Genomic DNA, 14,253 nt, shown 5'->3' on the forward strand with positions numbered 1-14,253 from the left:
TCCGGGCGTCCTGCCATGTTCCTGTTCACGACGCCGACTTCCGCCGCGTCCTCTCCGACGAGTAGCACCGTCACCGCGCCTCCGGCGAGCGGGCCGATCCCGGATGCGATCCGCCGGGGCGCGGCCGCGACCGGAACCGATTTCGACTATCTCCTGCGCACGGCCAAGCGCGAATCCGCGCTCGACCCCTCGGCCAAGGCGCCGACCTCCTCGGCGACCGGCCTCTTCCAGTTCATCGAGCAGACCTGGCTCGGCGTGGTGAAGAACGAGGGCCCGCGCCTCGGCCTCGCCAACGCGGCGGCGGCGATCGTCGCGAGACCTGACGGGACCTATGCCGTTCCCGATGCGGCGGCGCGGCAGGCGGTCCTGCGGCTGCGCGAGGATCCCGCCGCCGCCTCGGCCATGGCGGGCGCCCTGACGCGGCGCAACCGCGATGCGCTCGCCGCCGCGACCGGGCGTGCGCCGACGAATGGGGAACTCTACCTCGCCCATGTCCTCGGCGCCCGGGGGGCGGCCGGCCTGATCGCGACCGCCCGGTCGACGCCGGACCGGGCCGCCGCGCTCGATTTCCCCGAAGCCGCGCGGGCCAACCGGTCCATCTTCTACGCGAAGGGCGGCCGCGCCCGGAGCGTCGCCGAAGTCTATGCCGTCCTGACCTCGACGAAGGGGGAGGGCGGGGGCGCGGCCGGAGGCGAGATCCGCCTGGCCGCGACCGACCAGGCGCCGCCGGGCATCTACGGCCTCTTCCAGACGGGGGCGCGGCGCGCGCCCGTCTCCGATGCGGTGGCCCGCATCTGGCGCGGGCAGACGGGGACGAAGGCTGGCGCGGCGGCGCCGTTCTTCCCGCGCTCGACGTCGGCCGCGGCCGAGGCCACCGCTGGCGAGCCATCGGCCGATCAGCCGATCAGGCTCGCGGCGGCGAGTTCCCTTCCAGCGAGCGCACCGCTCCCGCCCGCGAAGCCGGCTTTCGCCGCCGCGCGCCAGGCGGTCCGGGACGCTCTGCCCGGCATCCTTCTTCCGTACAACGCCAAGGTCGTGCAGCCGTGATCGTCAGCCGTTTCCTGCTCTGGGCCCGCGAGGCCCCTCCCGGACACCGTGCCGAGGCGACGGCGGCGCTGGCCCGCGCGTTCCTCTATTCCGACCTGTCGCTCGAGGATCGGCGCGAGGCGGAGACGGCGCTGACGGCGATGCTCGACGATTCCTCGACGCTGGTGAGGCGTGCCATGGCCGACGCCCTCGGCTCGGCGGCCGGCGCTCCGCGCCATCTGATCGTGGCGCTTGCGGGGGATGCGAGCGAGGTCGCGGCGATCGTGCTCGGCCGCTCGCCCCTCCTGCGCGACGGCGATCTCGTCGATGCGGCCGCGATCGGCGACGAGCGCATCCAATCGGCCATCGCGGCGCGCCCCGGCCTGTCCCGCGCGGTCTCGGCCGCGCTCGCCGAGATCGGCACGGCGCCCGCGCTCGCCATCCTGGCGCGCAACCTCGACGCGGACATCCCGGATTTCAGCCTCGCCCGCATGGTCGAGCGGCACGGCGAGGACGCCGAGCTGCGCGAGGCGCTGCTCGCGCGGCCCGACCTTCCGGTCGAGATCGCGCAGGCCGTGGCGACGGCTCTGGCCGATGCGCTCGGCCGCTTCGTGACCGATTGCGGCTGGCTGAGCCCCGAGCGCTCGGGCCGCGTCACGCGCGAGGCGCGCGAGCGCGCGACGGTGGTGCTGTCGGACCGTGCGGACGACGAGGGTGCGGCGCGGCTCGTGGAGCACCTCCGCCAGGCGGGCCAACTCACCCCAGCTCTCATCCTCCGGGCGATCCTCTCGCGCGGAATGGCGTTCGCGGAGGCCGCCTTCGCGGATCTCTCGGGCATCGCGGTCGAGCGCGTCGCGGCGATCCTGCGCGACGAACGCGGGAGCGCCTTCCGCTCGCTCTATGCGCGGGCCGGGATGCCGCTGCCGCTGCGGCCCGCCTTCGAGGCCTCGCTCGCGGCCTATCGGGAGACGCGGCGGGGTGCGAACCCCTCCGACGGTGCGGCCCTGTCGCGGCTCATGGTGGAGCGGGCGCTCGCGGCTTGCGAGGCCTTCCCGCCGGAGGAGACGGGCCGGCTCGTTGCCCTCCTCCGGCGCTTCGAGGCGGAGGCCGCCCGCGAGGAGGCGCGGAAGGCGGCGGCCCATCTCGCTGACCGTGCCGCGCTGGCGCTCATCCTCGAATATGCCCCGCAGGTGCTCGAGGACGCAGAGGACGGCCGGATCGCGGCGTAGCCGCTCGCGCGGTCAGGGCTTCGACGGATCGAAGTGCTTGGCGAGCTTGCGGCCATAGCCGGCATAGCTCTTCTGGAAGGCGGGGCTCTCGGCGGCGAACGCGCTGATCGCCTGGGGGAAGCGCGTCTCGAACATGAAGGCGAGCGTGCCTTCGAGCTTGTGCGGCTTCAGCTCGACGGTCGATGCCTTCTCGAAGGCGTCGACGTCTGGCCCATGGGGCAGCATCATGTTGTGCAGCGAGCAGCCGCCGGGCTGGAAGCCGCCCCCCGTCTTGGCGTCGTAGACGCCATGGACGAGCCCCATGAACTCGCTCATCACGTTCATGTGGTACCAGGGCGGCCGGAAGGTGTTCTCCGCCACCAGCCAGCGGTCGCAGAAGACCACGAAGTCGATATTGGCCGTGCCGGGCGTCTCGGAGGGCGAGGTCAGCACGGTGAAGATCGACGGATCGGCGTGATCGTAGAGGATCGGGCCGACGGGAGAGTATTTCCGCAGGTCGTATTTGTAGGGCGCGTAGTTGCCGTGCCAGGCGACGACGTCGAGCGGCGAGCGGTCGAGGTCGCAGACCCAGAGATCGCCGCCCCATTTCACGTACATCTTGGAGGGCGCCTCGCGATCCTCGAAGGCGGCGCAGGGCGTGAGGAAGTCGCGCTGGTTCGCCATGCAGTTCGCGCCGATCGGGCCGCGCTCGGGCAGGGTGAAGGCGCCGCCGTAATTCTCGCAGACATAGCCGCGGGCGGGGCCGCCGAGCAGCTCGACCCGCATCTTCACCCCGCGCGGGATCACCGCGATCTCGCCGGGCTCGATGTCGATGATGCCGAATTCGGTCCAGAGGCGCAGTTGACCCTCCTGCGCGACGATCAGCATCTCCCCATCCGAGTTGTAGAAGTACTCGTCCTCCATCGAGCGGGTGACGAAATAGAGATGCGCGCCCATGCCCGCCTGCGCGCCGGCATCGCCCGCCGTCGTCATCGTCCGGATCCCCTCGACGAAGGACAGGGGCTCGGCGGGAATGGCGATCGGATCCCAGCGATAGGGGGCGATCGGAAGCCTCGTCTCGGGGGAGGGGGCCGTGCGCCACAGTCCGATCTCGGCAGGGTGGAACTCTCCGAAATGGGTCACGGTCGGGAAGATGCGGTAAAGCCACGAGCGCTCGTTCGCGACGCGCGGCGCCGTGAAGGGCGAGCCGGACAATTGCTCGGCATAGAGGCCGTAGGGGCATCGTTGCGGGGAGTTGCGGGCGACGGGCAGGGCGCCCGGAAGGGCCTCGCTCTCGAAGCCGTTGCCGAAGCCCGACATGTAGCCGGGCGTGAGTCCCGAGCCGCTCGCAACATGGCCGGCAGGGGCCTGCTGGAAAGCGGACGGCATCTGCACGTTCATGGCGTTGCCCTTCCCTGTGCGACCTATTAGTTTCGTTTGAAACTGATGGCCATCGGATAGTTTCGTTTGAAACCACTGTCAAGCAAATGGCGGGGCCAAGCAACCTCCACCTCTCCCCATGCTGAGGTGGCGACCGAAGGTCGCCCTCGAAGCACGGCCGACGGTGGTGCGTCCTTCGAGGCCCCCGGGACAAGCCCGGGCGCACCTCAGGATGAGGAGGGAGGGGATGTCCCCTCGGCACTCACGCTCGCCGCGTTCCTTCCCTACCGCCTCAACGTCGTCGCGGCTTTGGTGAGCGACGGGCTGGCCACCCGATATGGCGAGCGTTTCGGCATCTCGATCCCCGAATGGCGGGTTCTGGCGACGATCGGCGAGTTCGGATCCGTCACGGCCAAGGCGATCGGGCGGCACGCCCATATGGGCAAGGTCAAGGTCAGCCGGGCCGCAGCGTCGCTGGAGGCGCGCGGTTTTCTGCGCAAGCTGCCGAATGAGGAGGACCTTCGCGAGGCCTTCCTCGTCCTGACCGATGCGGGGCGGTCCGTCTATGCCGAGATCGCGCCGCTGGCTCTCGATTACGCCGCGCGGTTGATGGAGGGCTTCACGCCAGCGGAACGGGATGTCCTCGACGTTCTGCTTTGCAAGCTGCAGGGGAGGGCCGAGGCAATGGCCGACGATCGGAGCCCCAGCCTCGGAGCCGGCCGAACGCTCCCCCGCTCCCCATCCTGAGGTGCCTCGCGCATCTCGGCTGTTGCCGAGATGCGCTCTATCGGATGTTCAAGTCGGCAACAGCCGACTTGAGTGAGCGAGGCATCGAAGGACGCACCGCCGTCGGCAGTGCTTCGAGGCCGGCCTCCGGCCGGCACCTCAGCATGAGGGCAGGGGACGGTGTCCCGTCTTTGATCGGGGTCTCAGCCCTTTACGCCCTTCTCCTGGAAGTACTTCAGTGCACCGGGATGGAACGGGATCGGCGAGCGCACCTGGACCTGGTTGTCGAGCGTGAACGAGGCCGCCTCCTTGTGCACGGCGACGAGGTCGCTCTTGTTCTCGACCAGCGTCTTGACGATTGTGTAGGCATCGTCGTCCGACATCTTGTCGCCGGTGACGAGGATGTTCCAAACCTCGGTGTTTTTGTTGTCGCCGGCCATGCCCGGATAGACGCTCTTCTCGATCGTCGACGGGGCGTAGAGCTTTCCGTACTTGGCATTCATCTTGTCGGCGAGATCGGCATGGTCGATGAACTTGATCTTGGTGCCGGGCGTCGCGCCGAGATCAGTGACGGCCGCCGTCGGCAGGCCGCCGACCCAGAAGAAGGCGTCGATCTTGCGGTCCTTGATGGCGTTGACGCTCTCGGCGACCGAAAGGCGCTCGCGCTTCATGTCCTTGTCCTTGTCGAGGCCAGCCGCCTCGATGACGCGGAAGGCCATGACCTCGGTCGCCGATCCGGGCGAGCCGGTCGAGACGCGCTTGCCCTTGAGGTCGCTCATCTTCTCGATGCCGGTCCCCTCGATGGTCACGACATGCATCCGGTTGGGATAGAGCACGAGCAGCGTCTGCAGCGGCACCTTGCCGGACTTGAACTTGTCCTTGCCGTCGAAAGCGTCGAGGGCGGCGTCCGACATCGTGAAGCCGATCTCGCTCTGGCCCGAGGCGATGAGCTTGAGGTTGTCGACCGAGCCGCCGGTGACTTCGGCCGTCGCCTGGACGCCCGGAAGATGCTTCGTCAGGACGTTCGCCACCGCTCCGCCGAGCGGATAATAGACGCCGCCGGTGCCGCCCGTGCCGATGGCGTAGGTCTTCTTCGCCTGGGCGAGGACCGAGCCGATCGCCTTGGGGGCCGCGAGGACGGAGGCCGCGAGGCCGAGGAGGGTGCGTCGCTTCATCATGGTCGTTTCTCCCTGTCTGGTCCGGTGATCGAGGGGCGTCAGAAGGCGACGCCCTTTTCCTTGAGGTAGCGGATGGCGCCGGGGTGATACGGCGAGGCCGAGAAGGCGGGGCCCTGCGTCTTGAGGTCGATGTTCTCGGCCTCCTTGTGGACCGCGACGAGGTCCGGCTTGTTCTCGAAGATCGCCTTGGTGATCGCGTAGGCCGTCTCGTCGGACATCTTGTCCGAGGCGACGAGGCCGTTCCAGAAGGCGAAGCCCGGCGCGTCCTTGTCCTGACCCGGATAACTGCCGGCCTTGATCACGCTCGGCCCGAAGACCTGGCCGTATTGCTTGACGATCGCGGGAAGCAGCCCGTCGATGGCGAGGATCTTGATCTTGGTGCCGGGCGTCGCCGCGAGGTCGGTCACGGCCGCGGTCGGCACGCCGCCGCCCCAGACGAAGGCGTCGATCTTGCGATCCTTCAGTGCGTTGGCGGATTCGGCGACCGAGAGGCGCTCGCGCTTGACGTCCTTGTCCCGGTCGAGCCCGGCCGCCTCCAGCATGCGGAAGGATTGCGTCTCGGTCGCGCTGCCGGGTGCGCCCGTCGAGATGCGCTTGCCCTTGAGGTCGGCGAAGGCCTCGATCCCGGTTCCCTCGATCGTCACGACGTGGATCGGGCTCGAATAGAGATTGACCAGCGTCCGGAGCGGGACCTTCTCCTTGAACCGGCCGCGCGCCGCCATGGCGTCGCCGGCGACGTCGGTGCCGATCATGCCCATATGGGTCTGGCCCGAGGCGATGAGACGGATGTTGTCGACGCCGCCGCCCGTCACCTCGGCCGTGGCCTGGGTGTTCGGCAGCTTCGTCGACAGGAGGTTCGCGATCGCGCCTCCCAGCGGATAGTAGATTCCGCCGGTCCCTCCGGTCCCGATCGCGAGCGTGGTCTGAGCGGAGGCTCCCCCCGCGAGCGCGGCGCATGCCGCGAGACCCAACCAGAACGCCTTCATTCACTTCCTCCCTGAAGCCGCCCCGCTTGTGCGCGGGGTCGGCGATGGTGTCGCTCGCTCCGGCCTCAGGCCGGAGCGGGGGGCGTCCCGCGCGCCTTCTGGGCGGCGATGACGATGGCACCGAGGACGATGCCGACCGCCCAGGTATAGGCGATGTCGCGGCCGACGATCAGTTCCGCGAGGGCTTCCAGCAGGCTCGGGAAGACCAGGAACAGACCGGCAATGGCGAGGACCACGCGCTCCCAGGCGAGCGTCCGGCGCAGGGCCCAGCCCTGGGCGGCCGCCGCGAGGGCGAGGAGCCCGAGCGAGGTCTTGAGCGTGATCCAGACGATCGTCCAGACCGATCCGTCCTTCGGGATCTTCATCAGGAGGCCGATCCCATCCGGATCGAGCACGAAGACGAAGGGCACGAGGAAGGCCGGAAGCGTGTATTTCCAGCTCTGCAACGTCGTCTTGTAGGGGTCGCCGCCCGTGATCGCCGCTGCCGCGAAGGGCGCGAGGGCGGTCGGCGGGGAGACCTCCGAGAGGACCGCGTAGTAGAAGATGAACATGTGGGCGGCGTAGTCCGGCACGCCGAGCTGCGTCAGGGCCGGGGCCGCGATCACGGCGCAGATGATGTAGGAGGCGGTGACGGGCACCGCGAGTCCGATCACCCACACGATCAGGGCCGTGTAGAGGGCCGTGAGGAGGAGGCTGCCGCCGGCATAGGCGATGACGATGGCGGAGAATTTCAACCCGAGCCCCGTCAGCGTCACGATGCCGACCACGATGCCGGCCGAGGCGCAGGTCGTCGCCGCGTTGAGGACGCCGATCGAGCCGTCGGAGAGCGCCTTCACGAATTTCCGCGGATAGAGAGCGGTCTCAGGCCTCAGGAACGACAGCGCGAAGGTCACGGCCGTCGCGTAGAAGACCGACAGCATGGGCGAGTAGCCCCAGACCATGAAGCCGACCACCGCGACCAGCGACAGGAAGTGGAAGCCGTAGCGACGCAGCAGCGTCGGGATCGGCATTTCCTGCGCGTAGTCGATCGCCTTGGCGCCGAAGCGCTTGGCGTCGAACTCCACCATGATCAGCAGCGACAGGTAGTAGAGGATGGTCGGAATCGTCGCCATCCAGAGGACGTCGAGATAGGAGATCTTGAGGAACTCGGCGATGAGGAAGGCCGCCGCGCCCAGCACGGGCGGCGAGAGGATGGCGCCGAGCCCGCCGGCCGCGAGCAGGCCGCCCGCGGCATTCGCCTTGAAGCCGGCCTTCTTCATCATCGGATAGGCGACCGACCCGATCATCACCGTGGTCGCGACGCCCGATCCCGAGGGGCCTCCGAGGAGGAATGACGAGAGGACGACCGTCCGTCCCGGCGCATTCGCCTTGCCGCGCATGAGGCCGAGGGAGAAGTCGATGAAGAACTTGCCGGCGCCCGAATGCTGCAGGAAGGCGCCGTAGATCGTGAACAGGATGATCAGCGTCGCCGAGACGTCGACGGCGACGCCGAAGATGCCCTCGAGCGTGATGAAGAGGTGCCCGACGATCCGCGTGATCGTGTAGCCGTGGTGCGTCCAGGGCGGCGGCAGGTAGGGGCCGAGCATCGCGTAGGCGATGAAGCAGATCGCCACCACCGGCATGATCGGCCCGGTCGTGCGGCGCGTCGCCTCCAGTAGGAGGACGATGAAGATCACGCCGAGGACGACGTCCATCCGGTCGGGAACCGTCGCGCGGTCCGTGAAGTCCTCGCCTCCCGCGAGGGCGTAGCCGATGATGGCGACGCAGGAGAGGCCGAGGAGCACGTCCCACCAGGCGATCCGGTTGCGGAATCGCGCCGAGACGGGGAAGAGCAGATAGGCGAGCAGCAGGACGAAGGCGACGTGCGTGTAGCGCAGCTCCTGCGTCGGCACGATCCAATAGGCGGCGTAGAGGTGGAAGAGGCTCATCGCGACGGCGATCGAGATCACGATCCGCCCGCCCCAGCCGGTCAGCCGGTTGGTCGCGCCTTCTTCCTGCTCGATGAACTCCTCGGCCTTCTTCAGGGCCTCGTCGGAGATCGCCGGATCGGGGATGTCCGGCCTTGCCGCCGCATCGCCCTGTCCCACACGGATATTCTTTGCCTCGGTCTCTGGCCGTGCCGCCCCCACCATCCAGTCCCCTCCCTTTTTGTTGTCTGTTCGTTAGCACGGCCAAGCTGGCTTGGCTCTATACGACGAAGGGAGAACGGCGAGGACTGTTCGAGGCGACGCTATCCGGCGAGATCGTCGAGACTTACTCTGAGTACGGTCGCGACCTTGCGAAGCGTGTCGAGGCTGCCTTCGCGCTGACCGGACTCGATCTGGGACAGGAAGCCCTGACCGATTCCTGCTGCCCCGGACAGCGCCGTGAGGGAAAGTCCTCGGTGCTCGCGCCAGATCCTGATGCGGTTCTCACCGGCAAGAATACGTTCCACCATCGTGTCGGGAAGCAGTTCCTCGTCGCCTGCTGCCAGCTTTCGTTGGAAATCGCTAACGGCGGCCTGATCTTCGGCGTCTTCGGCGGCCTCGACAAGCTTTCGGAAATCCTCTTCGGCCAGGACGACGAGCCGTTCGCCAGATGGGGTCACGATGGTTTGCGCGTTCATGTCGTCCTCCTACTCATAGGCGTCACCGCGTGTGGACACCGCGATGATCGCTATGACCTGTCCGTCCTCGCTGAACAGAACGCGCCAGTCGCCGACGCGCAGGCGTAGAATCCCCGGCTCTCCTTTGAGGGCCTTGACGTTGTTGGCCAAGGAGGACGGATCGGTCGCGTATTGATTGATCTTCTGACGGATCAGCGCCGCCGAATTGCGCGGCATGCGCATCAGCGTTCGCAACGAGGATTTGCTAAACGCGATCTCTTTCACTTGTCGAGTATCGCACAAGGCGATGATCTCGCCAATGCCGCATTGACGCCCCCCGGCCCGCTTCCTATCTCCGGCCCTCCTTGCAGCTCGACGACCAGGGCCCGATGATCGACCGACGCCTTCTCCTTCGCTCGGCCGCGGCCGCCACGGCGGGACTTGCCGCGAGCGGCTTCTCGCGGGAGGCCATGGCTCAGGCGGGGCTCGTCTACGGGCCGGCCGCGCCGTTCAGCTTCGACCGGCTGAAGGAGGATGTCCGCCGCATGGCCCGGTCGGCCTACGCCGCGCCGCAGCCCTCCGAGCCCGACGTGCTCTTCCGGATCGATTACGACGAGCACGGCAAGATCAAGTACAAGACCGATCTCGCGCTCTGGGCGAATGGGCCGAGCGCCTTCCCCGTCACCTTCTTCCACCTGGGCCGCTTCTTCCAGAAGCCCGTCCGGATGCATGTCGTGCAGGGTGGGCAGGCCAAGGAGATCCTCTACGACGAGGCCTATTTCGACATGCCGGCGGATTCGCCCGCGCATGAACTGCCGAAGAATTCCGGCTTCGCCGGCTTCCGGTTCCAGGAGCGGCGCGACGGCAAGCTCGACTGGCGCAACAACGACTGGGTCGCCTTCCTCGGCGCCTCCTATTTCCGGGCCATCGGCGAGAACTTCCAATACGGCATCTCGGCGCGTGCCATCGCCATCGACACGGTGGTCCACGGCAAGCAGGAGGAGTTCCCCGACTTCACGCGCTTCTGGTTCGAGACGCCCGATGCCGGCAGCGACACGGTCGTGGTCTATGCTCTGATGGACGGGCCGTCCGTCGTCGGCGCCTATCGGTTCACGATGACGCGGGACGCGCGGGTCACGATCGACGTCGAGAGCATGATCGTGCTGCGGCGCGACGTCAGCCGCCTCGGCATCGCGGCGCTGACGTCGATGTACTGGTTCTCCGAGACGGCGAAGCCGACCATGATCGACTGGCGGCCGGAGGTGCACGATTCCGATGGCCTCGCGATGTGGACCGGCGCCGGTGAGCGGATCTGGCGCCCGCTGAACAACCCGCCGGCCACCCAGGTCTCTGCCTTCGCCGACCGCAGTCCGCGCGGCTTCGGGCTGCTGCAGCGGGACCGCGACTTCAACAACTATCTCGACGGCGTCTATTACGATCGCCGCCCGTGCCTCTGGGTCGAGCCGCGCGGCGATTGGGGGCAGGGGAGCGTCCAACTCGTCGAGAATCCGACCGACGACGAGATCCATGACAACATCGTCGCCATGTGGGTGCCGGCCGAGCCCGCGACGGGCGGGCGCGAGCTCAGTTTCGCCTACCGCACGGTCTGGGCCTCGGACGAGCCGAACCCGACGCCGCTCGCCCGCGTCGTCGCGACCCGGCTGGGCAATGGTGGACAGGCCGGAACCGACCGGCCGAAGGGGATGCGCAAGTTCCTGGTCGAGTTCCTCGGCGGCCCGTTGAAGGACTTGCCTGCGGGCGTGATGCCGGAACCGGTGGTGACCGCTTCCCGCGGGACGTTCTCCAACATCCGCCCCGAGGCCGTGCCGAACGACGTGCAGGGCCATTGGCGGGTGCAGTTCGACCTTCTGGTGGAGGGGCATGAGCCGGTCGAGATACGCTGCTTCCTGCGCGGCGCGGCGAAGGATGGCGGTGCACCGCCCGTCCTGAGCGAGACCTGGCTCTACCAGTACCACCCGCAGGGGTGAGGGCTCCGTAGGCGCTCCCGCTTCTCCCCCTTGCGGGAGGAGCCGGGTCACGCGTCAGCGTGACCCGATCAGGGGTTGAGGACACGCAGGTGAGGGTGGCGCGCACCCCTCACCCGGACGACGCCTTCGGTGTCGCTCGACCTCTCCCGCAAGGGGAGAGGTCTGCGCGCGACCTGTCCGGATCCGCCGGCCCCGCGCGGCTTCCTCCCCGAGAGGCAGACTGGCCGCATGGAGGGAGCACCATGACCAGGCCGTGCGTGCCTGCGTGACGTGCTGCCGGACGGTCTTCCGTACGGCCCGCCTCACTGCCCCGCGAAGGTGGTGAAGAAGTACATGAACACGATGAAGAGCGAGAGCGGCACGAAACGCTTCAGCACCGCGATCAGGCGCTGATTGCGGTCGCCCTCCCGCCATTCCTCGATAAAGGTCTTCGGCGGGCGTTCGGGGGCGGGCGGCATCGCCGTCAGCCGATCGTGCGGCCGATGGCCTCGAACTTCTCGGCGCGCAGGCGCCGAAGTTCGTCAGGCTCGCGGCCGGCGAGATCGCGGAGAGCGGCTTCGATCGCGTCGCCCGCCCGGTTCATCATCTCGTGGGGGCCGCGATGCGCACCGCCGGTGGGCTCGGGCACGATCTCGTCGATGATGCCGAAGCGCAGGAGGTCCTGGGCGGTGATCTTCATCGCCGTCGCGGCGTCCTGGGCGCGGCTCGGATCGCGCCACAGGATCGAGGCAGCGCCTTCCGGGGAGATGACGCTGTAGACCGAGTGCTCGAGCATCAGCACCTTGTTCGCGGTCGCGATCGCGATCGCGCCGCCCGAGCCGCCCTCGCCGATGACGAGGGAGATGTTCGGCGCCCCGAGCGCGAGGCAGGCCTCGGTCGAGCGGGCGATGGCCTCGGCCTGGCCACGCTCCTCGGCGTCGATGCCGGGATAGGCCCCGGCCGTGTCGACGAAGGAGAGGACCGGCAGGCCGAAGCGGTCCGCGAGCTCCATCAGCCGGGCGGCCTTGCGATAGCCTTCCGGGCGGGCCATGCCGAAATTGTGCCGCAGCCGGGTCTCGGTATTGGTGCCCTTCTCCTGGCCGATCACGCAGACGGGCTCGCCGCGGAACCGCGCGAAGCCGGCGAGGATCGCCTCGTCCTCGCCGAACTTGCGGTCGCCGGCGAGCGGGGTCCATTCGGTCAGGAGGGTTTCGGCATAGGCCAGGAAGCGCGGACGGTCCGGATGGCGGGCGACGAGCGTCTTCTGCCAGGGCGTCAGATTCGCGTAGAGGTCCTTCAGCGCCGCGGCCGCCTTCGCCTCGAGGCGAATAACGTCGTCGCCGATCGCGACCCCGTCGCCGTTCTCGCCGAGCGCGCGCAACTCGTCGACCTTCGCCTCGAGTTCGGCGACCGGCTTCTCGAAATCCAGGAAGGCGCGCATGAAGGAGAGGGTTTCCGCTGAGGCGGATGCGCCTCCGGCCCCGAGTTAAGGCGGCGAGGGCCGCGGTTCAACCCGCCGCCGCGTTCAGCCGAAGACGAGGAGGCCGGCGAGACCCGCCGAGCCGACCACGATCCGCCACCAGGCGAAGGGCGCGAAGCCGTGACGCGAGATGTAGTCGAGCGCGGTCTTCACGACGAGGAGACCCGAGACGAAGGCGGCGGCGAACCCGATCGCGATCATCGCGACGTCGTTCAATTCGAGGAACTTGTAGCTCTTGAGGAGATCGTAGGCGAAGGCGCCGGCCATGGTCGGCATGGCGAGGAAGAAGGAGAACTCGGCCGCCGAGCGCTTGTCGGCTCCGAAAGCCATCGCGCCGACGATGGTCGCGCCCGAGCGGGAGACGCCGGGGATCATGGCGAGGCACTGAACGAAGCCGATGCCGAGATACATCGGCAGGGGAAAACCTGTGGCGTCCTTGTAGCGGACCTTGAGCGGCAGCCGATCGACGACGAGCAGCACCATGCCGCCGACGACCAGCGACACGCAGACGACGAAGGGATTGAACAGCACGCCCTTGATGAAGGAATGGGCGAAGGCCCCGATCACGGCCGCCGGCAGGAAGGCGACCAGGACGCCGATCACGAAGCGGCGCGCATCGGCGGAGGTGGGCAGGGCGAGCGCGATGCGCAGCAGCCGGCCGAAATAGACCGAGAGGATCGCGAGGATCGCACCGAGCTGGACGAGCACGGCGAAGGTCTTGTTCGCCTCGCCGTCGAGGCCGAAGAAGTGCTGGAGGAGGAGGAGATGGCCGGTCGAGGAGACGGGCAGGAACTCGGTCGCCCCCTCGACGAATCCGAGGATGAGGGCCTGCCACCATTGCATCGTGCCCATGGATCCGTCCCGAGCTGTCGTAGGTTCACCGCGGCCGCTGCGCCGCCGGAAAGCCATGCTCCCGCGTGGTTAGCGGGTGCTTAACGTCGCTTTCACGACCCTCGGGGCGGGGCGACATGGTTACCGGCCGTTAACTGGGCCTGGGCTTGATGGGGGCCGAGCTTCCGCTTCGCCCTGCTGCCGAGTCCATGGCCGTCCTCCACCATCATTCCTTCTGTCCGCATTCCCGTTTCGTGCGGCTCGCCATGGGCGAGATCGGGCTGGAGCCGCAGACCGCAGAGCGCAAGCCCTGGGAGCGCGACACCGACTTCCTGCTGCTCAATCCGTCGGGGACGACGCCCGTCTTCGAGGAGAACGAGATCGCGATCCCCGGCGCGAGCGTGATCGCCGAATATCTCGACGAGACGCGGGGGCTCGGCGTGCAGGGTCGGCGCCTCCTGCCGGCCGATCCGGCCGGGCGCGTCGAGGTCCGGCGTCTGCTCGATTGGTTCAACGGCAAGTTCTACGACGAGGTGACGGCCCATCTCGTCACCGAGAAGATCTACAAGCGCTTCACCGGCGGATCGCCGGATGCGGGGGCCATCCGTGCGGCACGGGCCAATATGCGCTATCATCTGCGCTATATCGGCTATCTCGCGGCGACGCGGGATTGGCTGGCCGGAAGCGAGATGACCTATGCCGATCTCGCGGCCGCGGCTCATCTGTCTTGCGCGGATTACCTCAGCGACGTTCCATGGGAAGAGGACGAGATGGCCAAGACCTGGTACGCCCGGGTCAAGTCGCGCCCGGCCTTCCGGACGCTGCTGGCCGACCGCGTGCCGGGCATGATGGCGCCGGCCCATTACGCGGATCTCGACTTCTAGCCG

The 14,253-nt window shown here is 68.2% G+C and carries 14 protein-coding genes; 5 read left to right on the forward strand and 9 right to left on the reverse strand.

What is annotated here, in order from left to right; genetic code table 11:
• Positions 1-15: 15 nt before the first annotated feature.
• Entirely contained in the window at positions 16-1,047 is a 1,032-nt protein-coding gene (locus EV668_RS04980) for a lytic transglycosylase domain-containing protein (protein WP_133768713.1), read from the forward strand.
• Positions 1,044-2,255, forward strand: a complete 1,212-nt coding sequence (locus EV668_RS04985; RefSeq protein WP_133768714.1) for a DUF2336 domain-containing protein — start codon at positions 1,044-1,046, stop codon at positions 2,253-2,255. The genes EV668_RS04980 and EV668_RS04985 overlap by 4 nt, the downstream gene beginning before the upstream one ends.
• Before the next feature lie 12 nt (positions 2,256-2,267).
• On the opposite strand, the gene hmgA is transcribed toward EV668_RS04985, so the two are convergent.
• Positions 2,268-3,623, reverse strand: coding sequence for a homogentisate 1,2-dioxygenase (gene hmgA, locus EV668_RS04990; RefSeq protein WP_133769986.1), 1,356 nt, complete (start codon positions 3,621-3,623; stop codon positions 2,268-2,270).
• 303 nt (positions 3,624-3,926) lie between these two features.
• Here hmgA and EV668_RS04995 point away from each other — a divergent pair, with 303 nt between their 5' ends.
• Positions 3,927-4,361, forward strand: coding sequence for a MarR family winged helix-turn-helix transcriptional regulator (locus tag EV668_RS04995; RefSeq protein ID WP_245512859.1), 435 nt, complete (start codon positions 3,927-3,929; stop codon positions 4,359-4,361).
• Positions 4,362-4,543: 182 nt separating this feature from the next.
• Here EV668_RS04995 and EV668_RS05000 read toward each other — a convergent pair whose 3' ends face one another.
• The 5 genes from EV668_RS05000 to EV668_RS05020 form a co-directional block, all read right to left on the reverse strand.
• The gene (locus EV668_RS05000) at positions 4,544-5,518 is read right to left on the reverse strand and encodes a TAXI family TRAP transporter solute-binding subunit (RefSeq protein ID WP_245512861.1); all 975 of its coding nucleotides are present in this window, start codon (positions 5,516-5,518) and stop codon (positions 4,544-4,546) included.
• Between the two features lie 38 nt (positions 5,519-5,556).
• Positions 5,557-6,504, reverse strand: coding sequence for a TAXI family TRAP transporter solute-binding subunit (locus tag EV668_RS05005; protein ID WP_133768716.1), 948 nt, complete (start codon positions 6,502-6,504; stop codon positions 5,557-5,559).
• Positions 6,505-6,569: 65 nt separating this feature from the next.
• Entirely contained in the window at positions 6,570-8,591 is a 2,022-nt protein-coding gene (locus EV668_RS05010; protein ID WP_245512863.1) for a TRAP transporter permease, read from the reverse strand.
• 143 nt (positions 8,592-8,734) lie between these two features.
• Positions 8,735-9,109, reverse strand: a complete 375-nt coding sequence (locus tag EV668_RS05015; RefSeq protein ID WP_133768718.1) for a helix-turn-helix domain-containing protein — start codon at positions 9,107-9,109, stop codon at positions 8,735-8,737.
• 9 nt (positions 9,110-9,118) lie between these two features.
• A complete protein-coding gene (locus EV668_RS05020) occupies positions 9,119-9,373 on the reverse strand; it encodes a type II toxin-antitoxin system RelE family toxin (protein ID WP_133768719.1) in 255 nt (84 codons plus the stop codon).
• A gap of 104 nt (positions 9,374-9,477) precedes the next feature.
• On the opposite strand from EV668_RS05020, the gene EV668_RS05025 reads away from it, so the two are divergent.
• Entirely contained in the window at positions 9,478-11,076 is a 1,599-nt protein-coding gene (locus EV668_RS05025; protein ID WP_133768720.1) for an OpgD/OpgG family glucan biosynthesis protein, read from the forward strand.
• 302 nt (positions 11,077-11,378) lie between these two features.
• Here the strand turns inward: EV668_RS05025 and EV668_RS24680 are convergent, their stop codons facing one another.
• The 3 genes from EV668_RS24680 to EV668_RS05035 all read right to left on the reverse strand — a co-directional run bounded on the left by EV668_RS24680 (position 11,379) and on the right by EV668_RS05035 (position 13,387).
• Positions 11,379-11,534, reverse strand: a complete 156-nt coding sequence (locus EV668_RS24680) for a hypothetical protein (protein WP_166652346.1) — start codon at positions 11,532-11,534, stop codon at positions 11,379-11,381.
• A gap of 5 nt (positions 11,535-11,539) precedes the next feature.
• Positions 11,540-12,496 carry an acetyl-CoA carboxylase carboxyltransferase subunit alpha gene (locus EV668_RS05030; protein WP_133768721.1) on the reverse strand — a complete coding sequence of 319 codons (957 nt, stop codon included), beginning with the start codon at positions 12,494-12,496 and terminating at the stop codon, positions 11,540-11,542.
• An 84-nt stretch (positions 12,497-12,580) separates the two neighbouring features.
• Complete coding sequence (locus EV668_RS05035) at positions 12,581-13,387, reverse strand: undecaprenyl-diphosphate phosphatase (RefSeq protein ID WP_133768722.1); 807 nt, start codon at positions 13,385-13,387, stop codon at positions 12,581-12,583.
• A gap of 188 nt (positions 13,388-13,575) precedes the next feature.
• Between EV668_RS05035 and EV668_RS05040 the strand changes: the two genes are divergently transcribed.
• Positions 13,576-14,250, forward strand: a complete 675-nt coding sequence (locus tag EV668_RS05040; protein ID WP_133768723.1) for a glutathione S-transferase family protein — start codon at positions 13,576-13,578, stop codon at positions 14,248-14,250.
• The last annotated feature ends 3 nt before the right edge of the window (positions 14,251-14,253 follow it).

The sequence above is a fragment of the Enterovirga rhinocerotis genome, from assembly GCF_004363955.1.
GTDB lineage: Bacteria > Pseudomonadota > Alphaproteobacteria > Rhizobiales > Beijerinckiaceae > Enterovirga > Enterovirga rhinocerotis.

Excerpts from the sequence above, each read along its gene's own strand:
- hmgA (WP_133769986.1), bottom strand. The coding sequence starts at position 3,623 with ATGCCGTCCGCTTTCCAGCAGGCCCCTGCCGGCCATGTTGCGAGCGGC.
- EV668_RS05015 (WP_133768718.1), bottom strand. The coding sequence starts at position 9,109 with ATGAACGCGCAAACCATCGTGACCCCATCTGGCGAACGGCTCGTCGTC.
- EV668_RS05005 (WP_133768716.1), bottom strand. The coding sequence starts at position 6,504 with ATGAAGGCGTTCTGGTTGGGTCTCGCGGCATGCGCCGCGCTCGCGGGG.
- EV668_RS05000 (WP_245512861.1), bottom strand. The coding sequence starts at position 5,518 with ATGATGAAGCGACGCACCCTCCTCGGCCTCGCGGCCTCCGTCCTCGCG.
- EV668_RS24680 (WP_166652346.1), bottom strand. The coding sequence starts at position 11,534 with ATGCCGCCCGCCCCCGAACGCCCGCCGAAGACCTTTATCGAGGAATGG.
- EV668_RS05035 (WP_133768722.1), bottom strand. The coding sequence starts at position 13,387 with ATGGGCACGATGCAATGGTGGCAGGCCCTCATCCTCGGATTCGTCGAG.
- EV668_RS05040 (WP_133768723.1), top strand. The coding sequence starts at position 13,576 with ATGGCCGTCCTCCACCATCATTCCTTCTGTCCGCATTCCCGTTTCGTG.
- EV668_RS05030 (WP_133768721.1), bottom strand. The coding sequence starts at position 12,496 with ATGCGCGCCTTCCTGGATTTCGAGAAGCCGGTCGCCGAACTCGAGGCG.
- EV668_RS04980 (WP_133768713.1), top strand. The coding sequence starts at position 16 with ATGTTCCTGTTCACGACGCCGACTTCCGCCGCGTCCTCTCCGACGAGT.
- EV668_RS05025 (WP_133768720.1), top strand. The coding sequence starts at position 9,478 with ATGATCGACCGACGCCTTCTCCTTCGCTCGGCCGCGGCCGCCACGGCG.